The 25,468-nt window shown below is 39.3% G+C and carries 17 protein-coding genes, 2 pseudogenes and 1 riboswitch; of the genes and pseudogenes, 8 read left to right on the forward strand and 11 right to left on the reverse strand.

Annotated features, from left to right (window positions below):
• Nucleotides 1-79 precede the first annotated feature (79 nt).
• Together yghU and BTO22_RS15595 are read right to left on the reverse strand one after the other, a co-directional pair.
• Nucleotides 80-940: a glutathione-dependent disulfide-bond oxidoreductase gene (gene yghU, locus BTO22_RS15590; protein WP_105056265.1), complete on the reverse strand. Its 861-nt coding sequence runs from the start codon at nt 938-940 to the stop codon at nt 80-82.
• Between the two features lie 45 nt (nt 941-985).
• Nucleotides 986-1,606: a DsbA family protein gene (locus BTO22_RS15595; RefSeq protein ID WP_105056266.1), complete on the reverse strand. Its 621-nt coding sequence runs from the start codon at nt 1,604-1,606 to the stop codon at nt 986-988.
• A 140-nt stretch (nt 1,607-1,746) separates the two neighbouring features.
• Between BTO22_RS15595 and BTO22_RS15600 the strand changes: the two genes are divergently transcribed.
• Nucleotides 1,747-2,598, forward strand: coding sequence for an EamA family transporter (locus tag BTO22_RS15600; protein ID WP_105056267.1), 852 nt, complete (start codon nt 1,747-1,749; stop codon nt 2,596-2,598).
• On the opposite strand, the gene BTO22_RS15605 is transcribed toward BTO22_RS15600, so the two are convergent.
• Nucleotides 2,585-3,454, reverse strand: coding sequence for an AraC family transcriptional regulator (locus tag BTO22_RS15605; protein WP_105056581.1), 870 nt, complete (start codon nt 3,452-3,454; stop codon nt 2,585-2,587). The genes BTO22_RS15600 and BTO22_RS15605 overlap by 14 nt on opposite strands.
• 113 nt (nt 3,455-3,567) lie before the next feature.
• Between BTO22_RS15605 and BTO22_RS15610 the strand changes: the two genes are divergently transcribed.
• From BTO22_RS15610 to BTO22_RS15620, 3 genes are all read left to right on the forward strand, one after another.
• Nucleotides 3,568-4,722, forward strand: coding sequence for an aminotransferase-like domain-containing protein (locus tag BTO22_RS15610; protein WP_105056268.1), 1,155 nt, complete (start codon nt 3,568-3,570; stop codon nt 4,720-4,722).
• Nucleotides 4,723-4,778: 56 nt separating this feature from the next.
• Nucleotides 4,779-5,903: a M14 family metallopeptidase gene (locus BTO22_RS15615; RefSeq protein WP_105056269.1), complete on the forward strand. Its 1,125-nt coding sequence runs from the start codon at nt 4,779-4,781 to the stop codon at nt 5,901-5,903.
• A 427-nt stretch (nt 5,904-6,330) separates the two neighbouring features.
• Nucleotides 6,331-6,415: riboswitch (cyclic di-GMP riboswitch) on the forward strand.
• Between the two features lie 182 nt (nt 6,416-6,597).
• The gene (locus BTO22_RS15620) at nt 6,598-9,645 is read left to right on the forward strand and encodes an immunoglobulin-like domain-containing protein (RefSeq protein WP_105056270.1); all 3,048 of its coding nucleotides are present in this window, start codon (nt 6,598-6,600) and stop codon (nt 9,643-9,645) included.
• A 315-nt stretch (nt 9,646-9,960) separates the two neighbouring features.
• Here BTO22_RS15620 and BTO22_RS15625 read toward each other — a convergent pair whose 3' ends face one another.
• The gene (locus BTO22_RS15625; RefSeq protein WP_181044668.1) at nt 9,961-10,620 is read right to left on the reverse strand and encodes a hypothetical protein; all 660 of its coding nucleotides are present in this window, start codon (nt 10,618-10,620) and stop codon (nt 9,961-9,963) included.
• 79 nt (nt 10,621-10,699) lie between these two features.
• A pseudogene (locus BTO22_RS15630) lies at nt 10,700-10,998 on the reverse strand (hypothetical protein).
• A gap of 269 nt (nt 10,999-11,267) precedes the next feature.
• Here BTO22_RS15630 and BTO22_RS15635 point away from each other — a divergent pair.
• Both BTO22_RS15635 and arsB read left to right on the forward strand, forming a co-directional pair.
• Nucleotides 11,268-11,609, forward strand: a complete 342-nt coding sequence (locus BTO22_RS15635; protein ID WP_105056271.1) for an ArsR/SmtB family transcription factor — start codon at nt 11,268-11,270, stop codon at nt 11,607-11,609.
• A gap of 151 nt (nt 11,610-11,760) precedes the next feature.
• On the forward strand, nt 11,761-12,804 hold the full coding sequence (gene arsB, locus BTO22_RS15640; protein WP_105056272.1) for an ACR3 family arsenite efflux transporter: 1,044 nt from the start codon (nt 11,761-11,763) through the stop codon (nt 12,802-12,804).
• A 109-nt stretch (nt 12,805-12,913) separates the two neighbouring features.
• On the opposite strand, the gene ccoP is transcribed toward arsB, so the two are convergent.
• Genes ccoP through BTO22_RS15660 form a run of 4 tightly spaced genes read right to left on the reverse strand, consistent with a single transcriptional unit; the run spans nt 12,914 to nt 17,446 of the window.
• On the reverse strand, nt 12,914-15,070 hold the full coding sequence (gene ccoP / locus BTO22_RS15645; RefSeq protein ID WP_105056273.1) for a cytochrome-c oxidase, cbb3-type subunit III: 2,157 nt from the start codon (nt 15,068-15,070) through the stop codon (nt 12,914-12,916).
• Nucleotides 15,071-15,072: 2 nt separating this feature from the next.
• Nucleotides 15,073-15,687, reverse strand: a complete 615-nt coding sequence (gene ccoO, locus BTO22_RS15650) for a cytochrome-c oxidase, cbb3-type subunit II (RefSeq protein ID WP_105056583.1) — start codon at nt 15,685-15,687, stop codon at nt 15,073-15,075.
• Nucleotides 15,687-17,102, reverse strand: coding sequence for a cytochrome-c oxidase, cbb3-type subunit I (gene ccoN / locus BTO22_RS15655; protein ID WP_105056274.1), 1,416 nt, complete (start codon nt 17,100-17,102; stop codon nt 15,687-15,689). Before ccoN ends, ccoO begins: the two co-directional genes overlap by 1 nt.
• Before the next feature lie 5 nt (nt 17,103-17,107).
• Nucleotides 17,108-17,446 carry a c-type cytochrome gene (locus tag BTO22_RS15660; RefSeq protein WP_105056275.1) on the reverse strand — a complete coding sequence of 113 codons (339 nt, stop codon included), beginning with the start codon at nt 17,444-17,446 and terminating at the stop codon, nt 17,108-17,110.
• 299 nt (nt 17,447-17,745) lie between these two features.
• On the opposite strand from BTO22_RS15660, the pseudogene norR reads away from it, so the two are divergent.
• Both norR and BTO22_RS15670 read left to right on the forward strand, forming a co-directional pair.
• Nucleotides 17,746-19,151, forward strand: a pseudogene (norR, locus tag BTO22_RS15665) (nitric oxide reductase transcriptional regulator NorR); the annotation flags it as partial.
• Between the two features lie 511 nt (nt 19,152-19,662).
• Nucleotides 19,663-20,427: a hypothetical protein gene (locus tag BTO22_RS15670; RefSeq protein WP_105056276.1), complete on the forward strand. Its 765-nt coding sequence runs from the start codon at nt 19,663-19,665 to the stop codon at nt 20,425-20,427.
• Nucleotides 20,428-20,546: 119 nt separating this feature from the next.
• Here BTO22_RS15670 and BTO22_RS15675 read toward each other — a convergent pair whose 3' ends face one another.
• Together BTO22_RS15675 and bcsZ are read right to left on the reverse strand one after the other, a co-directional pair.
• Complete coding sequence (locus BTO22_RS15675) at nt 20,547-24,296, reverse strand: cellulose synthase subunit BcsC-related outer membrane protein (protein WP_105056277.1); 3,750 nt, start codon at nt 24,294-24,296, stop codon at nt 20,547-20,549.
• Nucleotides 24,287-25,465: a cellulose synthase complex periplasmic endoglucanase BcsZ gene (gene bcsZ / locus BTO22_RS15680; RefSeq protein WP_105056278.1), complete on the reverse strand. Its 1,179-nt coding sequence runs from the start codon at nt 25,463-25,465 to the stop codon at nt 24,287-24,289. Before bcsZ ends, BTO22_RS15675 begins: the two co-directional genes overlap by 10 nt.
• Nucleotides 25,466-25,468: the final 3 nt, after the last annotated feature.

Below are 25,468 nucleotides of genomic sequence, written 5' to 3' on the forward strand. Positions count from 1 at the left end.
TAGTTATCAGATAAATGTGAATAAAAAAGCGACAGTATTATGCTGTCGCCTTTGTTTAATCTACATTACGTAACAGTGATTATTTTGGTTTCTTGCTTAATACCATATCAATATCCGCGGCACTATGGCGCTCTGGTACTTGCTCCCACTCTTCGCTCCATGAGCGGTTTATAATACGTCCACGTTGCACTCCCTCGCGAGCTTCAAGCATTTTCGCCCAACGAACAACGTTTGTATAAGAGTCTACTTGTAAAAACTCCGCAGCATCATACAAGTTACCTAATACTAGGTTGCCATACCACGGCCAAATAGCCATATCAGCAATACTGTATTCTTCACCGGCAACATAAGTATTTTTAGCAAGTTGCTTATCAAGTACGTCTAATTGGCGTTTTGCTTCCATAGAAAAGCGGTTAATTGGGTATTCTTGTTTTTCATCAGCATACGCATAAAAGTGACCAAAACCACCACCTAAAAATGGGGCTGAGCCTTGCGCCCAAAATAACCAATTAAAGGTTTGAGTTCTCGCACTGCCCTCTTTTGGTAAAAACTGACCGAATTTCTCAGCCAAATGAACCAAGATAGAAGCCGACTCAAAAACATGAACTTCAGGATCAACAGAATGATCAACCAAAGCAGGAATTTTTGAATTTGGATTAACATCCACAAAACCTGATGAAAATTGATCACTCTCACCAATATTGATTAAGTAGGCATCGTATTCAGCCTCTTTAATGCCTAGCGCCAATAACTCTTCTAACAGAATCGTTACCTTCTGACCATTGGGCGTCGCAAGTGAATACAGTTGCAAAGCGTGCTCGCCAATCGGAAGCTCTCTCTCATACCTTGCACCAGATTCAGGACTGTTAATGTTCGCCCATTTATTACCGCCATCAGTGTCATTAACCCAAATTTTTGGTGGTGTATATTCAGTTGCCATTGATAAATCCTTATCCATTCGGAGGTAGAGTAACTTGATTACTTATTAATATAGCCGACTTTTTAATAGTGCAACCGTTCCTTCTGATTTTTCATAATCAATAGGGAACTCAATCAGCTCATCTTCTGTTTTAAAAAATAAAGAAGGAAAACCACTTCGACCAATTGAGCGAGAAAATGTGATTTCATCTAATAATGATTGATGCGTCTCTGCAGATAATAAATCCAACTCAAATTTCACCATATCTAAACCAATGTCTCTCGCACAGCCGAGCAATACGTCATTGTCACTCGGGTTCATCGCTTTTAAATAATAAGCGGTTTGAATTGCCTCAAGCATGGCTAATTCAGCACCTTGAGCTCGTGCCGCAAGAATGGCACGGCAAGAAGGATATGTTGAACGACGAGGGGTATTCTTCTCCCAAAAGTCGTGATTAAAAGAAGTGCCTAAGTAGTTTTCTATTTTTTGCCAATATGATGCGATTTGGGTCTGCATCTCTTGCGACATAGGCTCTTCTGAGTCAGGCGCTAACCCGCCAAGAACATAGACAATATCGACGTCGCTAGAAACGGCTTGTTTAACCTTATTCCATACTGGCTTATAACCCCAACACCATGAGCACATTGGGTCGTAAACGTAATAAAGTATCGCTTTTTCATCTGACATAATTTAATTCCTTTTAAATAATTACTTTCATCATATGGGATGCATTACTTAATAGCAAAACCTCAAAGAAGGGCATAGAATCGACACCATTCAGATAGCGCACTACTGTCATGTTGATGTAGATTATTAAAAGGTTCGTTATGTATACATTTTTTGGGGCTTTGGCTTTTATCATATGGGGATTGGTTCCTGTCTACTTCCACCAGTTAGGAGAGATGAGCCCTGCATTAATTTTATCTAACCGTATCTTTTGGTCAGCAGTGATCTTACTGGTTGTTTTTTTCTTCAAGCCCAATTTAATCGACAAAAAACAATGTACGGCTAGAAATATCTCTATTGCGTTTGTGGCAGGGATCATGATGAATTTATCATGGTTAGGATTTGTATACGCAACCATCACCAATAACATCATGGCGGCATCATTAGCGTTTTATATTACGCCTGTTTTTGTCTTCTTTATGGGCTTTGTCTTTTTTAAAGAAGAGCTAAAATCACCACAAAAAGTGGCCCTATTTCTGATGGTATTGGCCATTGTGAGTTATGTTTATTTAGATCAGCAATTGCCTGTTTTAAGTTTGGCGATTTCACTCTCTTTTGCTAGTTATATAGCCATCAAAAAACTAATAAAATTAAATACCTTTGGGGCGATTTTCTTTGAGCATATTCTCTTTGCCCCTATTGCCTTGTGGTACATCATGACTCACTCTGATGGACTTTCTACACTTAACTGGGCAACTTTAATAGGAGCGGCGCCATTGCAACTTATCCCTATTTTGTTATTGAGTATTTCTATTCTCAAAACACCACTCAGTAAGATAAGCTTACTCCAGTATATTGAGCCAACGTTACACCTTACGTTAGCGATATGGATTTACCACGAACCGATTTCTAGCGGCCAAAAATGCGCGTTGATCTTGGTTATTCTCTCTATTATGGTTTCTAGCATCAAAATGAAGAAACCGCATAAACCGAATCTTGCTAATAAAAGCTGATTGGAAGATAAAAATCCAATTCAAACGCTTCTTCATCATTTAGAAAATGATTTTGATGGTAACGAACATACGCCGGCGTTGATCTCAATTTAAAGCCTGACGCTGGCAACCACTTTTCTAGTACCGCACTAATTTGTGGCAGCAATTGCCCATACACGCCATGTAAACGAAATACCGCATGTAAGCCTCCAGGGATCACCATTTGGTTTACTACGCCACGATATTTCAGTGGTTTATCAATCGCAATACACGCCACATATCGACATTTATCGAGATGAATCCATGCAGGGTTTGAGTGGTGTAATCCAAACTGAGTCGAAAAATCTCGATTTTCTGAATTCGCCCACGCTTTTAATACTAACCACGCATTTCGAATAGATCGGCTGTAACCTTCATGCCGAACATAAGCCGCTAATAATTCTGGTACTTCAATTATTTTAGGTTGTGGTAATACTCTATCTGCAACAGACAAATAGCCTGCCGCAACTTCTGGGTCTTTCAAATACGGCTTGTCTGATATTTGTAAATCGTGCTTACGCCATTCCCCCGGAGGCATATCAAAGGTTGATTTAAACGCTCGGCTAAATGAAGATAACGAACTAAAACCACAAGTATTGGCAATATCCAATACTGTTGATTTAGTATCAAACATCAGTTGATTTGCTGCATATTCCATGCGAGTTCGACGAATATACTGATGAATCGACTCTCCCACCACTTGTTTAAAAATACGATGAAAATGCTGCTCTGAGTACGCTGCAACCTCAGAAAGCTCTTTTGCCGTCAGTTCTTTACTGATGTCTTTGTGTATATAAAACAAAACATCATTGATTCTTGATATGTGTTGCTGGTTCATAAATTCAAAATAGCATAAATGGACATATTTATAAGCATAAACGGACAAACATAGTTGTGCAACGCCTTGTACTATCAAAGGATAAAATAAATAAGATAATGATGGGAACACATATGGAAATAGCTCACTCACTGCAACAGATCCAATCTTCTTATATCAGAGAAATCTTAGCGGCAGCAACGGACAAGAATGTTATCTCTCTCGCAGGCGGATTACCTGATGAGAAAACGTTCCCAATTGATTTAATGAAACCAACATTAGAAAGCCTGTCTGATATGCCAGAAGTCTTTCAATACGGTGCGACGGCAGGTTACGGCCCTCTGTTAGAACTACTGACAGAAATGTACCAATTACCAGAAACGCATATGCCAATGATCTGTACCGGCTCTCAACAAGGATTAGATCTTATTGCACGAGCTTACATTAACCCAAATGATACCGTGGTTATGGAAGCACCGAGCTACCTTGGTGCTATGCAAGTTTTTGGTTTAGTTCAAGCCAATATCGCAACCGTATCTCAAACAGATTTTGGTCCTAATCTTGAAGAACTAGAGCAATGCTTTATTCAAGATTCACCAAAAATGTTCTATGCCGTGCCTGATTTCCACAACCCTACAGGCGTATGTTGGTCATTAGAAACACGTAAAAAAGTAGCTGAACTGTGTATCAAATACAAAGTCGCTTTCATTGAAGATGCGCCATATCGTGAGCTACGCTTTACCGGCGAAGCGCTGCCAATGGTTTCAACTTTTTGCCCTGACGATTCTATCGTGCTACGTTCATTCTCAAAAATTGCTTCTCCGGGTTTACGTATTGGCGCAGTAACAGGCAAGAAAAGCTATTTAGAACCTCTGATTAAAGTAAAACAAGGTGCTGATTTACATTCAAGTGTACCAATGCAAGCACTACTGGTTGGCCTATTAAAGCACGCTGATTTTGGTCTGCACATGGAACAAATTCAAGCGCTGTATAAAACGCGTTATGATGTGTTATTCGCAGAACTGAAAAAACAATTACCTGACACTTGCGTGCTAAACCCTGTTGATGGCGGCATGTTTATTTGGTTATCTCTACCTGATTGCGACACTTTCGCTCTGGCTAAAACGTTAATTGCTAACGGTGTTGCTGTAGTACCAAGCCCTGTATTTTATCCTAAACCAGAAGGCGCACCCTCAGCATTACGCTTAAACTTTACTAATGCAAATACTGAAGAATTGGTTGAAGCCGTAGGTCGTTTAACGAAAGTATTGAATGAAGCGTTAAGCTAATTCTGTAAAGCGATAACGATAATCATCATAAAATTTATAATTTAAGTGGTATATAAATGAAAATATTCAGTAATTTTGAAAGTGGTAACATCCATGTCGTTGCAGCGAATACGCCTGATGATATTCAGCTGACTATTCCTGCAGATAACCAAACTGAGATCGCTCAATGGTTTCACTTTCGTTTAGAAAGCCAACCTCAACAGCAGCATTCATTTAAAATTTTAGGGTTGGCTAAATCTGCTTATCCTGAAGGTTGGCAAGATTACGATGTGGTTGCTTCTTATGACCGTGAAGAGTGGTTCCGTATTCCAACTGAATTTGATGGCGATACGCTTAGCTTTAATGTAATGCCAGAGTACCGTTCAATGTATTTCGCGTACTTTGCACCTTACTCGTACGACCGTCACCAAGATCTACTTCACGGTGCACAAACGCACCACAGCTGCCAGTTAGAAACGCTTGGTGTGACATTAGATAACAATGACATCAGTATTCTAACGATTGGTGAGCCAGCCGAAGGTAAAAAAAATATCTGGATCACTGGTCGCCAACACCCGGGTGAGACAATGGCAGAATGGTTCATTGAAGGCTTATTATTACGCCTATTAGATGAAACCGATACGGTTGGCCGTGCCCTACTTGATACCGCTGTTTTCCATATTGTCCCTAACATGAACCCTGATGGCAGTATCCGTGGTCACTTACGTACCAATGCGATTGGCGTGAACTTAAACCGTGAATGGCAAACACCATCAATGGAAAGATCCCCTGAAGTATTCCTTGTTCGTGAGCGTATGCTAGCAACCGGCGTTGATATGTTCTTAGACATTCACGGCGATGAGGCCATTCCATACAACTTTGTTGCAGGCAGTGAAGGCCTTCCTTCTTACAATGAGCGCATTGCTGAGTTAGAAAATACCTTTAAACAAGCGCTACTAACGATTACTCCTGAATTTCAAGACGAGATTGGCTACGACAAAGATGAACCAGGTACGGCAAACTTAACCGTTGGTTCTAACTGGGTTGGTGAGCAATTTAAATGTCTGTCTTATACTGTTGAGATGCCATTTAAAGATCACATTAGCCACGCTGATGAACTGTATGGTTGGTCTCCAGAGCGAAGCATCGCCTTTGGTCAAGACACGCTATCTGCTATTTGGGCTACCGTTGGTAAGCTGTAGTCTTTGCTATAAATACCAAAAAACGCCGTAGATAATACTCTACGGCGTTTTTATTTCAATCTCAACAATTCGGTGAATGATACCAATTCCAATAATTATCTGATCTATTTAGTTACATTGGTATTAATTGTCATGTCACATCTCACATCCTAATTCTGTGATAACTGATATTTTCTTCGTACGCCATCATACGATGAGAAATAAAAACGCTCATCAATAAAGAAGACGATATGTGTAGGACATAAAGGTTACAACCGGAAAAGCAGAAGGATGTATGATGAAACCTGACTGTTTAAACGCATTTTCTGACTAAATTTACATCAATCGCTAATAAATGCACATTTATACAGAAGCCCTGACCTAATAATTTATTGATTTTAATTTTTTCACATGTATGCTGCGCAGCGTCAGACAATATAGAATGCTGATATGATAAAGGCAAACCAGTAGAAATACTGGGACGCAAAGCTTCCGGTCTAAGGGATATTTCCTAAGATAGCGGGGATGCCATAGTAAATACTGATTAATTAACCAATGATGTTACGCATATCGGTTTTTACGTATAATTCGATCATAAATCTAAACACGATAATCTTGTGTATAGATTTTATCATACCGAATATTAACTCCTCTTTGTACTGGTTCAAGCTTTGTTTGCCTTATTGAATAATTTAACTCAATAAAGAATTTTCGAATGTTTAAAAGAACACTTCTAGCCTCACTACTATCAACCAGCGTTTACGCGACTGAATTCAATGATAAAATCATTGATATGGATTTATTAGCTGGTCAACCTGGTATATATAACAAAAACTTCCAATTTGACAATGATAACAACGCTAACTTTAAGCACATCATCGTTCAAGCCAAAAACCTCCCGGCTGACGTTGCCTTAACAGTTCGCAGTATTACAGGTGAAGTGCTTTATACTAAATACCGCATCAGCGATGGCGAACATAATCTTTATCTGCCGCAAACTGGCGGCTTTATCATATCGGTGACATTGCCAAAAGGTGTAGAGCTAAATAAAAACGCTCACTTAGCAATCGATAAATTAGTATATACTGACAATGCAACAAGCATGACGCGACAAGATCGTGCATTCGTTGGCGCAGATAACCGTACTCGTCTGGTCTGCCATGAAGGTAGTGACATTTTTACTTGGGGGCGCAGTGCGTTGGCGCTTGAAGGCGGCGGTAACTTAGGCTCCGCTTCCTCTATTGGCTCTGGCAATTTATTTTTAACTAACGAACATGTGATCGGAGAACCACGTCCAATTACCGGTACGGTAGCTTTATTCAATAACCGTCATAGCTATTGTGAAGGCGATGCCCAGCTTGAAGATGTTATCCGCCTTCCTGTTACAGAAGTGATTGCTGCAGGCCATAAGGCTGATTACAGTTTCTTCAAAATTAATGAATTCGATTTAAATAACTCTGAAGTTAAACGCTTATTTGGTGGTTTAAAACTGGCGGAAGATAACGCAGTACTCGATCAGACACTAACTATCCCACAAGGATGGCACAAATCAATAGTCGCTACAACTCACGACGACGGCAGTGACTGTAAAGTTGTTTCTGAAAATAACACCATCACCTTTTATAATTGCGATACTGAAGCAGGCAGTTCAGGCTCTCCTGTGCTTGATCGTAAATCAGGTGAAGTGGTTGCTGTCCATGCAGCTGCCACTAACAATAAAAATGTCGGTGTAAAAGTATCAGTAATGCGCGAACAAAATCCGTGGTTAAATGATTACGCTGAAAATGTATCTGTTCTAGGCACTGATGCAAAAGTAAAACTAACCAATATTGCGCTTTCACCTTTCAAAGATAGTGGTATCCTCAAAGCTGATGTGGGGGCGATGTATTTTGCTAACACGAACATCACTATCGAGCATCACGATAGCTACTCATTAGTCTATCCGCAATATTTAAATGAACGCACCAATGAAGTTTCCAGTGCCGCAGAGCTTAATCTACCAATTAAAATATGGTTAGAATCTAACGGTGTTAACTACCCGATCAACAAAGCTATTGATAACGGGAATACCGTCACGCTAAAATACAATTCATACGAAGCTGCATCACTCGCTTCACGGGCTTGGATCCCACTTGATATGTATAATGCGCAAGGCCAGCTTGTAGAGCATACAATGATCCGTATGACAACAAACTGGTTTGATCCCATGCAACCTCCGTTTGATCCTGAATTGGTTGATGCTGAGATAGAAACCTTCCGTATCAATAATTTCAACACAGTAAGCACATTCGCTAAACCCGCTAGCAAAGAAAGAGTAGGTACAGTACTGTTCTACCCAGAGCAAGGCCCGGTGAACCTTACCTGGAGCGATCGTACCATTCCTGATCTACCTGTTGTCATTGAAAACCGCAGCACAATGAAAAAAGAGGTGATCAACCTTACTGCATATCGTGTTAGTTGTGGGCGTCAGTCAACATTAAACTCAGCCGCGCCGTGCAGTGATGGAAATCCAGCTACATTCAAATTTGAGTTTCATCCATCTAAAAATAACCACTTAGCTAAAGGTAATTACAGCGGTATTTTACCAATGCAGATACGAAATCATGGCGACAACACAGTAGAATCAAATATATTGATGAACATTGATCTCGTTGTTCCAGAGATGGCACCTTACAGCACAGTTAAACTGTATGCAGAAAACGACCAAAGTGGCGAAATGGTACAATTTTCTAGCGATGTCGCTGATATGTCTGTGTTCGGTTTTGATAATAAACTATCCTCTTATGACATACCGCAAGGCTATTCGGTACGCTTCTTTGAGGGCCTTAACTTTACCGGAACCTACTATACCCGCCATAGCAGTGTTGGCAACTCAACGGTATTTGATAACATTGTCAAATCGGTCAAGGTATTACAATCACCCGGTTTTATGAAAGGCCCACAAGTTGTATTAAGTGGTGATGCTAATTACTTCCCAGGGCAGAATATTAATCTTACTGCTCAAGTATCTACGACAAACAATATGTCGCTTAGCTACCAATGGAAACTCCCTACTGGTTACCACCTAGTATCAGGAGAGAATACGGCCAGCGTAATCATTGCAACGCCGAAGAAAGCTCTGTCAAATCAGCAAATAGAAGTGCTAGTGACTGATGGTAAAGTTCATTCGACAGCGATAATTAATATCTCATCAACACCATCATTAGCCCCAGTTTTACAGGGTATTGAAGATGCTTCCATTGCTTTTGGTGATATATTCAACCCGCGCGATGGTGTTAGTGCAAATGATGATTTAGATGGCGATATCACCGCAAATATCACCATAGCTGGTAGTGTAGATAGTCATATTGCAGGAAAATATACGCTAACCTACAGAGTACAAGATAGCGAAGGCAATACTAGCGAACAGAATCGAATTATTACAGTGGAAGCTGATAATAGCTGTAATAGCAACGATCCTGACGCAACTAAATACCCTGCTTGGCAGTCTACTAGCGTGTACACAGGCGGCGATATCGTCAGCTTTAATAACCTAATATGGAAAGCCAAATACTGGACTCAGGGGAATAAGCCATCACGAACCACTGATCAATGGCAATTATTGAGCAATGTGCAACTGGCCTGGAGCAAAGATGTCGCATACAACGGCAACGATGTAACTATGCATGATGGCCGACAATGGCAAGCCAAATGGTGGACCAAAGATGAAAAACCAGGTGTTGCAAACGTCTGGGAAGATAAAGGCGCAGCAAGTTGCAACTAAGTTCTACGGAAAAATAGCCTTATTTCTGTGACTAGAGCCTGTCTGTTTACCCTGACAGGCTTTTTTTACAGTTAGACAACAACGCGTGGAGAATACAGCTCTTTATAAAATATTAATACCAATGTAACTAATTAGATGATCTATTTATTACGCAGGAAAATCACTTAAGAGTAAGGCAAAATTCTTATAAGTAGTTATTCAACAGTAATAATGAACAGATAATTATTGGAGTTGGTATACGTTGTAGTCTCTTTTAATAAACACTAAAAACGTCGTAGGTAATACTCTACGGCGTTTTTATTTAAGGTAATATTACTATTGTTTAACTTTAGATTGAATCTCTGTTCCCGCTTCTCTCAATAAATTAAACGGAGACATAATCACCCCTTTTACAGCTCCTTGAGTCGCTTGTTGAGATAGCTCTTCTGTTTTATCTATAATCTGATCGGCTTTAAGCATGATTGGTGGTACTTCTTTACGTAATTTTTCCGACTCTTTGATCACCGCTGGAATTGTCGTTACGCGATATCCCTTACTCTCTATGAAGGCTTTAGGAAAAACTTGCTCGCGATAATGTTTTAATTCGACCAATACCGTTGGGATTGTCTTTTCATTTATAGCGTTCATTACCGTAATCACTTCAGGTAACGACTCCGTACGAATAGACTTAACTTCATTAAGAATAAGAGGAATTTTACTGTCTACCGAAACGACGGTTTGATTTACATCTTTAACCGTATCTTTTACTTCACTCACTAAAGTCAATACTTGTGGACTTAACTCTTCAATGTGTTGAGCCAATAATAGCCATTGCTCTATTTCAAGTTTATCCGCGGTTTTATTTACCTCTTCCATTAATTCAGGATAGCGTTCAACCACTGTATTTATTGAATAAGTAAAAGAATAGATAGTGTAACCTAGATAAAAAATTGAAACCGCTAATAAGGCTTGTATTGCTATTCCTAGTCTCGCCATAAGTATTGTCCATAAATAAGTTATGCCTCTACCTTACGACACCTACAGAAACAAATACAACTACTTATCTACATCGTAATTAAGCTAAAGCCAATAAAATACCACCAACCGTTAAGGCTGCCGATACATACAGGCCTGCTGAATAAGAAGTATCATTTTCATCTTCAATTTTATCAGGGTGATCTATCCCTAGCACACCATGAGCAAAAGACTCTACTTGCTCTGTCACATCTGCATTTTCGTGCTTATTAAATTGATTATCTCGTTCAATTTCTTGTAAAGCATACAATAATGCTTTGCCTTCATTAGACAAGGACACCGTATTATCTTGCACTTTTATCGTATTCATTGATGAGGCCAAGACAGGGACGAACTCAAATTAGCACTAGGTTTTACATAAGTGTATGCCGTTGATTAAGTTGAGATTCCATTTAACATTTATGACCTCATAAAAATGACTATTCATCTAAATAATGTATCGAAAGCTATGTGTAAAACTTGTGGTAGTATCAGCAGTTAACGAACAATTTCCGAACTTGATCACTTTTTCTTTGCAAGAAATTTTAGTTTTCACTCTTCGTTACTTGACCTTCCTTTTTAATCCTATTATATTAATCGTGTTTTTACGATTAACCAGTGAGCTGATAATGACAACTCAATGCCAACCGACAAACAAGTGTACCTTTTCAACTTCAGAACAAGATCTGAAACAAGAGAAAGAGTTTGCAGCACTCGCTAAAGCCTTAGCCCACCCTGCTCGTGTTCGTATTCTGAAGATTTTATCAACACTAGAGAAGTCAGGTGGCTGTTTAAACAGTGATTTAGTTTCTGAACTTGGCTTAGCGCAATCAACCGTATCAGAACATTTACGCGTATTAAAGCAAGCTGGCTTTATTACTGCTGAATCGATACCACCAAAAATGTGTTACCGAACTAACCGTGAATGCATTACTCAATTTGAGCAATTAACTAAGAACATTTTGACGTAATTAAAGACACTACATAAATTCAACACAATCACGTTACTTACAGAGTTTATAATTAAGAACGTGATTATTTTTTACTTACATGAATCGCAATTCGACGATACACGATTCAGGGCTATACTAAGAGAATACCTCTCATATTAAGGAATGTATTATGCAACCTAAACTCAGTTTCCTCGACAGATACCTAACTCTATGGATTTTCCTAGCGATGGCCATCGGCGTTCTTATTGGCGTTCAATTCCCTCAAGTTGCTGAGTGGAATGAATCCATGTCAGTCGGTACAACCAACATTCCTTTAGCTATTGGTTTGATTTTAATGATGTACCCACCACTGGCGAAAGTGAATTACAACTTACTTGGTCCTGTCATGAAAGACAAAAAAGCCATCACTCTTTCACTTATTATGAATTGGGTTGTCGGACCTATTCTGATGTTCATTCTTGCGCTGACATTCTTAGGTGACCACCCAGGTTATATGGTGGGTATTATTCTCATCGGTTTGGCTCGTTGCATCGCGATGGTATTGGTATGGAACGATATTGGCGGTGGTAATAAAGAATATGGTGCGGCATTAGTTGCCATTAACTCTGCATTCCAAATCGTCACTTACAGTACAATGGCGTGGTTGTTTATCAGTGTTTTACCACCGATCTTTGGCTATGAAAGCATGGTTGTTGATATCTCAATGATGGATATTGCACACAGCGTACTTATCTATTTAGGTATTCCATTTTTAGCTGGATTTTTAAGCCGTAAGATCTTAGTCGCGAAAAAAGGGGAAGAATGGTACAACACGGTTTTCATTCCGAAAATCTCACCTATCACCTTGATTGCTTTATTGGGTACGATTGTTCTGATGTTTAGCTTAAAAGGTGAAATGATCCTTGAGCTACCAATGGATGTGGTTCGCATTGCCATTCCACTAACTATCTACTTTGTATTAATGTTCTTCTCTAGCTTCTTTATTGGTAAGAAAATAGGCATTCCTTATGATAAAAATGCATCTATCGCATTCACTTCAACGGGTAATAACTTTGAGCTAGCGATTGCAGTATCTATTGCGGTATTTGGTTTGAATTCAGACCAAGCATTTGCAGGTGTGATTGGGCCTCTAATCGAAGTGCCTGTATTAATTGCCTTAGTAAATGTCGCATTAAGATTGAAAAGTACCTATGAAGTGAAAGCAGTGGCGTAATACAAAGAGAAATTAATGATTACTCTCTGCCTTTACTAAAATGGGTCGTTGATATTATCTATCAACGACCCATCTTTTCATCTTTATATTTTTATTGTTCTAAAAGTAACTATTCCACATTAATATTACGATCACGCTTATCGTACATATCAGGAGTGGTATGGAAATTACCCGCATAACCGGCTTGTTGTAACTTTTCTCGTACCGCTTTTACCTCCTCTATCGTCACAACCTCTGTGCGATCACCTAAGTAATTACGAATAAAGGAGATCAATTCAGATAGCTGAGCATCAGTTAATATGTTTTGAAAACTCACCATCGGCATGAAGTTTCTTTCTTCATTTAAGTAACTTGGTTCAAGCCCTCGAATAACAACTGCAATAGTATTGTATGGATCTCGGTGCATGATAATCCCATTATTTAACAGTGTAGGAGCTATTGGATCTCGTCCTTTACCATCTTCACCATGGCACGCACCACAGGTTGAAACGAATAAAGGATACATCTCTGATTGTTTCGCTTGCTCTGTAAACCCTGTCGGCTGCAACTGTTTCGTATTTGGCGGAATAGTATTATTTTCATCGCCTGTGAGTAAATAGGTTGCCATTGCCTCAACATCTCGACGCGTCATGAAACTAGTACTGTTTTTAATTACATCAGCCATACCACCAAATGCAGACCCTTTATCTGAATGCCCGGTATGCAAGAAATCAGTCAGTGACTTAACATCCCAACGATCTTGATATAACTCACGAGCAGAGATATCTGGCGCGTTCCAACCATCAATAATATTACCTTGGAATATTTTATCGGTTTCTAATGCTTGAGCAATATTACGTGGCGTATGGCACTCAGAACAATGCCCTAACCCTGCCACTAAATACTTACCACGAGCCCAAATATCCGCCTCTTCTTTTGTTGACCCTTCTGGTATGTTACTGGTTAAATCAAGAGGATCTCTGTCCATAAATACGATATTCCACCCCAATAGCCCTAAACGAATATTTGATGGGAACATCATGCTATTTTCATCATTACGACGAGAAACCGCAGGGATGGATTGCAAGTAATCCCACAGTATTTTTACATCTTCTTCTGTTACGTATTGGTAAGACGTATAAGGCATTGCAGGGTACAGATACCCATGTTTACCTTTGCCATCATAAAGAGCGGCTTTGAATTCTTCATAACTGTAATCACCAATCCCTTCAGTATAATGAGGCGTAATATTGGTTGAATACACGGTCCCAAATGGCGTAACAAATGGCAAACCACCAGCGAACGGTTCGCCGCCTTCAGCACTATGACAAGCAACACAGTCCCCTGCATAAGCGAGGTATTCACCTTGAGTGATTTCATCCGCTGGAATGGCTGAAATTTTAGCATCGTAAGTTATACGTTGATTGGTTATAAACGCCGCGAGCGCTAAAATATCATTATCACTTAATTGATCTTCAAACGCGGGCATAATGTTGTTCAAACCATAATTAATCGTGTGTTGTATTTCTTCAATACTTCCTCCATGCAACCACACATTATCTGATAAATTTGGTGCCCCAATCGCTTGATTTCCTTTTGCATCGGCACCGTGGCACGCAATACAACTTTTCATAAATGCCGTTTTACCAAGGTCTATTTTGACTGAAGGTGCATTTAGTGGTCGCTGTTGCAAAGAAGCCAAGTAATAAGAAATATTCTGAATGTCCTCTTTAGGAAGAATATTTATCCACCCAGCCATTGCTCCGTAACGTCCTTTTTTAATTGAATGCAAAATAGCTTCATCAGAGCCGCCATATAACCACACATTATCAATTAAATTAGGGAAATGTTTTTGACCTTGTCCATTAGCGCGATGACAAGCAGCACAGTGAGTTTGAAATAGCCCTTTACCGGAAGCCACAATGTTTGGTTCGGCGGCTAGTACCGTTAAATCGGCCTCACCTAATTGAGCTATTTGTTCATCCAAAGACTTATTGTGATCCTGAACCGTATCATCACTTTGCTGCCACCCTAGCAGCCCTTGCCAGTTACCCAGCCCCGGATATAAAAATAGGAATACCAAAGAACAAACAAAAGCAACAAAATAACCAACGAACATAATGCGCGGCGGTGGCCCATCGTTTTCATCAATGTCATCAAATGAATCAATGGTTTTATCTTTATCAGCAAGGTGATTGGTTCGCCAATACTTAATCACCACATAGACCATTAAGGCTAAGAAAATAACAGTAAGACTAATGACCCATACATTCCAAAATCCAGTCATAATTATTCTCCCTGATCTTGCATGGTATCAACACCCAAGCTCTGCAAATAACGGATTAACGCTTCACCTTGGGTTTTCCCTACCACTTTAAGTCGAGCACCATCAATGTCTGCATCCGTATAAGGCACACCAAGCGTACGTAGCGCTCGCATTTTTTCGGAAATAGCCTCTCCATCAAGAGTTTGCTCAAACAACCACGGATAGCTTGGCATGATAGAAGTTGGCACCACATTACGAGGGTTCATTAAATGAATCACATGCCATTGATCGGAATACTTACGTCCCATGTTCGTCAAATCAGGACCGGTACGTTTTGAGCCCCATAAATTTGGAAACTCATAAATATCATCGGCTTCTTTATTGGCACGACCATTACGCAGTATTTCTGCTTCTAACGGACGCACCATTTGAGTATGACAAACATGACACCCTTCGCTGATATAAATATCTCGCCCCGCAAGTTCTAGTGCTGTAAGCGGTTTAGCTAAAGATATTTTCTTCAAATCCGAGGCCATAAACACATTAGGAACGACCCAAACTAACAACGAAAAAGAGGCAACAATAACCGTTGAGAGAATTAAAATTAAAACCGATTGGGTAAAGTCTTTACTTAAGATCATGATTTACCCTCCATTGCCGTTGTGGGAATCGAATTTGAGGTAACCGTTTTATACAGATTAAAGACCATCATCAATAAACCGACCACAAAGAACACACCACCAAGGAATCGAACAAACAACCAAGGCGCTTTAAAGTCCATCGCTTCCACAAAACTGTAAGCGAGTGAGCCATTATCAAGCTGGGTAAGCCACATGTACCCTTCACCAATCCCTGCCACCCAAAGAGCGATAGCATAAAGAGCAACCCCAATATGAGCGAACCAGAAATGCCATTTTAATAAACGGAGTGACCACAGTTCTTCTTTTCCCCATAAGCGAGGAATGAAATAATAGAATACGGCAATGGCAGACATACCCACCCAACCTAGAGCTGCTGAATGTACATGACCAATGATCCATTCGGTATTATGGGCAACCATGTTAAACCAACGGATCGCCAATAGTGGACCTTCGAACGTCGCGAGACAGTAATAAAGAATGGCAGAGAAGAAGAACAACATTATGTAGTCTTTCTTCAATTTTGCTTTGTTAGAGAGCAACGTCATTGCACTATTGAATGCGCCTGCCCATGATGGGATCCACAAAATCAGCGACATCACGATACCAATATTTTGCACCCACTCTGGTACTGAGGAATAGATCAGATGATGCGTTCCCGCCCATGTATAAAAGCCCACTAATCCCCAAAAATGAATGATAGATAAACGGTAAGAATAAATAGGACGTTCTGACACCTTAGGAATGAAGTAGTAGTTCATGGCAATAATGCCCGCAGTTAACAAGAAACCTACTGCATTGTGCCCCCACCACCACTGAACAATGGCATCTTGCGCTCCTGCATAGACCGAATAAGATTTCCACATCGACACTGGCAATGCCAAATTATTAATAATAAAAATCATTGCGATAACGAGAATAAATGCCCCAAAAAACCAATTGGCAACAAAGATATGGCTGACCGTTCGTTTCGCAATAGTACCGAAGAATAAGACCGCATAAAGCACCCAAACTAAGGCGATTAATATATCAATTGGCCACTCTAATTCCGCGTATTCTTTGGTCGTTGTGTAACCTAATGGCAGGGTAATTAGCGCGAGGATTAAAATAAACTGCCATCCCCAAAAGACCATCCAAGATAGGCTTTTATTAAATAATTCAATCTTACTGGTTCGTTGAACAATGTAGAGCGAGGTCCCCATTAAAATATTAACAACGAAACCAAAAATAACCCCCGATGTATGCAACGGACGCAGTCGACCAAACTGAAAATATTGAGAATCAAAATTGAGCGATGGCCAATACAGCTGAGCTGCAAGCATCACACCAACACTCATACCAATGACAGCCCAAATAACCGCAGCAATAATAAAATAGCGTACAACTTTTGTATCGTAATCCCTGATATCTGTCATCGCCTTTACTCCATTTTATCTTTAGACTCAGAACCTAACATCGAGTAATAGTAGGCAATGTCTTTCATGTCTTGATTAGATAACGTATCTGCTTGCTGCTGCATTAGAATGGCTAACCCACTGGTTCTCTCGCGGGATTTATAATCTTTGAGTGCAGACACAAGGTAAGAAGCGCGCTGGCCTCGTAAATTTGGATAGGGGTCAATCAATGCAATGCCATCAGCACCATGACAAGTCATGCATACTTTGGCTTTTTGTTTTCCAATCTCAAACTGATTTGATTCTTCAGCAGAAAGAAAACCACTAAATAAAAAAGCAAAATAAACGACAAACCACTTATTCATATCTAAAACCCTTATGGATTAACAATAATAATAAGCGTAGATTATTTATTTTAAGCGTGCTCAATTTAGGTCGTATAAAATCATAAATATAAGTGCTAAATGTGACTTACTCGTGCACAATTCATCCTCCCACCGGAGACATTCTTACTCCTAAAGAGTTAAATAAACGGGCTATCCCGATCTCTGGTAAGATCATTTATCTACTGATTACCCTTTCATTGATCTAGATTAAACCTTCAATGATGTGTTTTTAACATCAACTGATACCCTATTAACTCTGTTGTCAGTTGGTGTATTTAATGAAACCCTCTATCGAAAAAGTCTTACTTCAAATCGCATTGGATCTTAGTTCTAATTTATCAAGTGATTTACATTACCAACGTTTGATCTCTTCTATTCATCAAGTGTTTCCCTGTGATGCTAGTGCATTGTTTGTATTAGACCATGATGGGTGCTTAAAACCGGTTGCCGTTCAGGGTTTATCTACCGCCGTATTAGGTCGTTGCTTTCCTCCAAAAGTACCCCCAAGATTGCAAGCCATTTTAGAGAGTAACACCCTGTTCGATTCGAATCCAACTCAGACCTACCAGACCCCTTTGATGGCTTATTATTGGTTGATGAACATGTCAATATTGAAGTGCATGACTGCTTAGGGTGTAGCTTATATGTCGAAGATACTTTAGTGGGTTTACTAACCCTAGATGCATTAGAGGTTGGTGCCTTTAAAAAGATAGATAACATAACCATTGAAACCTTCGCAGCATTAGCCGCTGAAACCCTACATAATAAAGCCTTAATTGAGACGCTTAAAAACAGTAATCAACAACAGAAATCGATCAACCAAGCCTTAATCCAACAAGCCAGAAATCAAAAAGGTGAATTGATTGGGATTAGCCCTCAAATTGAACGATTACGTAATAATATCAAGATGGTATCGCATTCTGATTATGCAGTTCTCATCAGTGGTGAAACGGGTTCAGGCAAAGAATTGGTCGCGCATTCAGTCCATGAGCAATCTTCTCGGAGTGACCAAGCAATGATTTATGTAAACTGTGCTGCATTACCAGAGTCTCTCGCAGAAAGTGAATTATTTGGCCATGTCAAAGGCGCGTTTACTGGTGCAAATAACCATCGAGCGGGCAAGTTTGAATTAGCGGATAACGGTACGATCTTCTTAGATGAAATCGGTGAATTGCCTTTATTAATTCAAGCCAAATTATTACGTGTTATTCAACAAGGTGAAGTTCAGCGTGTTGGCTCCGATAAAAACGTAATGGTGAATGTGCGTATCATCGCCGCAACCAACCGAAATTTAGAGCAAGAAGTAGAAGCTGGACGCTTTAGAGCTGACTTATTCCACCGTTTAAATGTGTTCCCAATAAATGTGCCTCCCCTTCGTGATCGTGACGGTGATATTTCTGTTTTAGCGGGCTATTTATTAGATAAAGTTCGTACCCAATTTAACGTGCCTAACCTGCATATTCATCCACGTACATTAACTCATTTAGAGAACAGTCCGTGGTTAGGCAATGTACGAGAGCTTGAACATACGTTAATGCGTGCAGGGCTTCGAGCAATACAATAAAACGATACCAGTATAACTCTGGCTCACTTTTTAGGAGATGTTGAACACTCTGATGATGTAAAAACGACAACAAGGTTACTACCCAAAGAAAGTAAACCAATGCGTGATTTGGTTGAAAGCTAGGCTCTTTATTACTCAAACTGGTTAAATTTTAACAGTAACAACTATCCTGCCAGAGATTCTATGGAAAAAGAAACTTAATAAGCTATATTTAATAGAAAGGATGATAAAGGAATATAATCAATGAGGTTTGCAAACTACTTACAAAGAATTCGAAGCGAACAAGAGCTAACTCACAGGGCGAACGCATGAGTTATCATTCTGTTAATCGTTACACTTATTTAACTCATAAAAATACTTACCAGCAAAAATAGAGGTTAATTCTTAATCAATTATTGGTGGTTAAGTGTGAATACAAAAACGCAGATTAGCTTCTATTTACATTTTCAACTCGTTTCGTTAACAAAAATTCTACTCATGCGTTCGCCCTGAGCTAACTCAGCAGTCACTGTTAGAATTATTAATAAATTCTGATGAACAATTTTCTAAACTTGACTTAACAACGTTAAGCCGTTGGGAGAGGGGAGTAACAACACCAAAACTTGAAAAACAAATTATTATCGCCCGATTAATGAATGATGATATAGCTCACCTTTTAGATCCTGAGACTAATCCCTCATCTAATAAAAAGAATAGTTTAGATAAGATTATTAACACTGTAAAAAATTCATATATAAATAATGACCTACCTTTCCATTTAATAAAATTGAATATGTTAGAAAATGAGCCTTTATTATCTAAGAAGTTGCAAGCATTCCATTTACACCACCTTGGTGTAGAGCTCAACGATGCCTTTTTTACAAAAAAAAATGTTTATGTTGATTTATATCTGGGTGAAAAAGAAGAATTGATAGGGCACTTACTCTATGGTTATGTTTCAGTAGAACACGGAATGCCCTCATTAGACCCAAATAAATGTGAATTTATTGAATCCTCTCCAGAACAAGAACAAGAACAAGAACAAGAACAAGAACAAGAAATTGTGCTATATTTCATTTCATCTTACAGCATAATTCCAAAACCCCGCTCTATTATTATATTAACAATGCTAGATATATTACGTAAAAACACCTCCATTAATTCTGTTTGTATCAATTGCCATAATCAAGATGGATTTAATATCTATGATAAAATGACAACAACTGAGGTAATAAAGAAAGGCGAGGAAGTTGAATTTGGTGGCATAAAGCTCTTCGGTAAACGTTACCGCTATGTCCAAATACTTGTGAATATTGAAAGTATATTGGCTTCGAAAATAGTAGCAGATTTAATACCATTTACTTGTAAATACATTGAAAATTTATTACAAGAACAGAAATTAAAAAATGATAGTTAGTAATTTATCTCAAATTACAAATCAAAAAAAGCCAATGACTGAAGTGACCCTGTTAAGTTGGACATATTAATTTCATCGGCTTTTTGTTTACTTGGTTCTTATGATGAGATTAAACACCTCTAATCAAAATCGCCATATAAGGTTAATGGGTCAACAGGCATTGCTATTGGCTGCCAGTGATCTGTAAAAGTATATTTCGCATAAAAGAGTAAATGGTTTGGTTCATAGAAATCAGAGCGTTGGATACCAACCGCTGCACCTAAATACCAGCGTTTACTAATACGTTGCTCTGCCGCTGCCTCTAAAGAGAAACCAAAACCACCACCAGTACTTGAATCTGCAGTTGATAGTCCGTATGGCGCATCTTCTTCTGTCCAAGAGTTAGACACTGAACCACTGACTAAGTACGATAAGCCATCATTTAAGCGCTCATAATAATTCACAGGAATAGAAACTGAGAAATATTGTTGTGGGCTGTAATAGCCTCCATTCCCATAAGCATATTCACTCAGGTTCTTATCATAGTTTAGATACATTAAGTTCAAACCAAGACTTAAACGACGATTATCTTCATTGATAATTTTCCAATACGTACCACCAAGTAAACCTAGACGAGTGTTGTCTTCTACACCCGTTCCTGTCATTTTGTGGAACTGTGCGCTTGCCCAATAACCGACAGGTCCGCCAAGGTCGTAACTGCCACCGAGATTAACACCGGTTTTCATCACCCCTCCCCAATCTTTACCTTTGTCATCTTTCACGCCATTAGGCACCGTCATACCCGCATAAGAAAGAGTACTGCTGGTTTCTGCACGTCGAGATAACGTTGCTTTCCAGCCCACATCACCTAAATCTCCAGAAAGGTTCAAACCACCAACAATATTTTGTTGATCAAATCCCAGTGGCGTCGTGCCTATATCCGCACTCCACGAATCTGCGAGCCATCCAATGCCAAAAGCAGACCCAGTGTGCTGTTCATTCATGACCTCCGAAGAATCATAATAATCAATATCACCAGAATTTAGATGTACGACATCGGCACGAAGTTGTAAATGCCCATCATATTTAGGTACTGGAATGATAGCTTCAACAGGTATTTGTACTGACCTATTTTCACCTTCACGCGCACTGTAATCGACACCAAAAGAAATATAACCCTGATCACGAGCGTGAATACTATCTAAATCAGATTTCACATTTCGAGTAAGCCAGTTATTATCGGCATGATTATATAGTTCACGCAGGTTTTTCTCTTCTGTCACATCATCTTGTTGTTGGTCGTATCCCAAATGAATAAATTCTGAAGTAGTTGAGCCCCTTTGTGGGTTAATAGCATCTTTTTTTAACGCTGAATAGGCCATATTCTTGGCGAGTGACCAATCTCTACCTTCCATAGCAACCGCCATACCATCACGATAATCAATCGCATCGCTGCCTTTTTTCTCTTTTAAGGATTCAACTAAGCTCATTGACTCAGATTGATAACCATAGCCCACTAGAGTAAGTGCCAACTCCATACTTTGACGACTATTAAGTGCTTGTCTTTCAGAAAATAAATATAGGGCTAATTCGTGTGCCGCATCATCTTCACCAAGCGCTCTTTCTGTTTTCAATAACCCTAACAATGCATCATATCGATATTGTGAATTTAATTGGCTTGCTGACGAGTAGTACGTTTTAGCACTATCATACTCTTCATTTCGAACTGCATACTCAGCAAAAAGTAAATCGCGACGGATCTTTTGATCAAACGAAATAACAGTATATTCACTGTTACCTTCTAAATGATTTTTCCATTCTTTAAATTTTTCATTTTCTTCAAATGTATACAATAACCCGCCATAACGTAACTGCGTTTCCATGTTCCATTTATCTGTCGGTTTAATACTCTGTAGTTCAGTAATCGCTTGCTTTGTAAACCCAAGCTGAAATTGAACATCAATTAACGATAACATTGTATCAGGGTCTGAATTATATTCGATTTCTAATCGCCTAATCTCTTTCTGTGCAGCTTCTGGATCATTTTTAGCAAGAATAAATAATGCACTAAACATTTGATTTTGTTCTAAGCGATTTAAGTTTGAGTTCATTGCTTCACTACGATCACTTTCAGCTACTGCCGTCAATTGGGCAATAGCTTCAACCGTTTGACCATAGCGAGCCAAATACAAAGCATACGCAAATGACATCTCCGGCGTTCCATTTTTTGACCAAGCCGACATCAATTTATCAGCACGTTGAGTTTGCCCCGTTAATCGTAAAGAATCAGCTACTTCACTACGCTGCCAAGGAGAGACGGGGGGCTCTATCACAAGCTTATCCAAGATCGTTTTAGCGTGTTCAATATCCCCTTTATTAGTCGCGACAGTAAGCTCAGTCATTAATAAAGAGATCTCAACGTCATGAAATCGTTCTGCCAAAATACGTTGTTGGCGTGAAGATAATTTACGACCTTCCTCTAACGCTTCCTCGCCTCCATAAAAAGAGATCTGTAAATTAAACCAACCTCGTAATGCCGTTTCATCTAACCGATTTTTGCGTAATGCGGTAGTGTAATAATCTAAAGCTTGCTCTTCGTCTTTCTGAGCTAAAGCCAATTCAGCAAGGTAATTATATGCATATGGGTCATCTGGCTCATATTTTATTGCTTGGTGGTATTTTCTATTTGCACCATCAAAATCCCCTCTTTGCATCATTTTCTCACCGTGTTCGAGGTAAGCCCAATAACTTGAAGAGTTGATATAACCAGTCCATTTATCGACATTTCGAAGATCTTTATCGTATTTTTTGGCTTTTTTAAAATAAGATAAAGCCACTTCTTGTTGACCTAATCGTAGATAAACCATACCTAACCCACCTAAAATCTCAGGATCATTAGGTCGAGCTTTTAATGCTGTCAATAATTGTTGTCGAGCATTCAGAATATGCCCTGACTCAAGCTCTTTTAATCCGGTTAACTTAGCTAGGTATTTAGAGTCTTTTCTCAACCCTGCTTCTTTTTCAAAGCGCTTATTCGCATCAATTAATGCTTTTCTGTAGGTTGCATTTGAAGGGTAATAACTGGAAAGTATCGCGTATTGCTGAACAACCTCTTTTGTTATGTAACTATCATTTAAGCGAGAGATCCATAATGACGCAGCGCTGCCTGATACTGACGACTCTAAAGAAAGACGCTGTAGCAGCTTCATGGCAATAGGGTTTGATGGTTCACCTTTTGAGATATGCTCTGCATAAGCAAGCTGAAAATCAGGTACTCCGGGATAGTCTGCATTGAGCTTTTTAAGTCCAATCAACACCTTTCTTTCATGCCCTTTAACGCCTGACTCTATATTCAAGTAGGTCAATTGTAATTCGGGCGTCGGCATACCATTAGGAAATAACGTATTTAATGCTTGTAGCGCTTCTTTATTGCGACCAGAACGAGATAGTAAAATGATTTTCTGATAGGCCGCTTTATTCTCGCCATAAATAGATAAGCTATCTCTAAGCTGATTGGTGGTTACTGAATTAGGTTGGGTCGCTTCTAATTTTTTTAAAATCATCATCGCTTGGTCAACCTGCCCCAATTTCACCAAATGCTGAGCTTGAAAACTCAGTCCTTCGGCATTATTAGGATCAACCGCAAATAAACGCTCGAGTGTTGTTTCAGTAATATCGGGACGATGAAGTAATTGTGCATATCTTAACTGTTCCACTAACTGTTTAGTCGAATCAACATTAGACACATCACTCTGAAACACAATTGGCTTCATCATTATTAAATCTGATTTAGGCGTCGCCGCCATAATCGATGATGAAAAAAACACTCCTACTACGGCAATAGGAAGTATGTGAATTCTTTTATTAATAACGAAGCGTTCTATTGACATACATGAGCCCAACTAGGAATAACACTGCCATCATTATCAAACTGATAAAGCCCTTGATGCCAACCTAATCCAAACAAGGTTAATACGCTGTTGTAATAACGGTCTTTCTCAATAGTTGATAGAGAATCCTCAATGCTTTGGGCATACTCATCTGCAATTTGAGTTGAATCAACGGCATCTAACAGCGGAAGAATTGCGGCATTAATACCAACTCCACCTATATTCTTTATTTTGCCAGTTTGAGTATTAAATATTTCAGGCATTCCTTTACCTTTTTCTAACTCAAGCACGACTGGATGCATTTTATTTAAAATAGCTGCTTTGTTCTTATCACTGTTAGGTAGCATTCCTGCCCATAAGTAAGTACGAATTGCGTTATAACTACCAATGGCTTTGGTTTTTTTGTCGTTTTGAAATTGATCACTGCTCCACTCAACCCAATCAGGGCTAGACCCTTTAGGCATGGTATCTTTAATCAATCGCGCACTTGATTGATATAACTCAGCCCATTGATAATTTGGAAACAATGTATCCATGCGAGTAAGTAATTGCAATGGAACATAACTAGGATTTAAACGAACGTGATTATCACCCAGAATAAACCCATGCTTACCAGGCAATAAGACCGTACCAAGACCTGATACAACCGCGGTTTCTTCTCGTAAAATACGGCTCGCAAGCAAATGGCCTAAAGATTGATAATAGAAGTTATCCCATAAGCGACCCGCCTCCATTAAGCTATATGCAATCCACAAATCCGAATCTGACGCAGAGTTTGCATCTAGCACACCTTTACTGCCATTTGCTCTTGTTCCCCACAACCACGCGGGGAGTTGAGCCGTAAGATCTCCGCCTGCTAAGTTTTTTTCAGTCCAATTAAGTAACGAACTAAACGTTGCTTGGTCATTCGCTATTAGTGCAAAAAACAACCCATACGACTGCCCTTCTGACGTCGTAATTAAGCGAGGATCGCTAGTATCAATCACTCTTCCATTCTTAATGTAGTTTTTCTTAAAGCTATTCCAAAGTGCCCATTGGCATTGATTTTCTTTTGTCATTACCACTTGCGATTTAACGCGAGGTGAAAGACTCACCTCTTGTGCTGTGATCGTCGATGTTGTTAGTAATGAACCAATAAAGACACTCAATAAGGTCAGTCGCGTTTTCATTGT

This window comes from Aliivibrio sifiae (genome assembly GCF_002954705.1).
In the GTDB taxonomy this organism is placed as follows: Bacteria; Pseudomonadota; Gammaproteobacteria; order Enterobacterales; family Vibrionaceae; genus Aliivibrio; species Aliivibrio sifiae_A.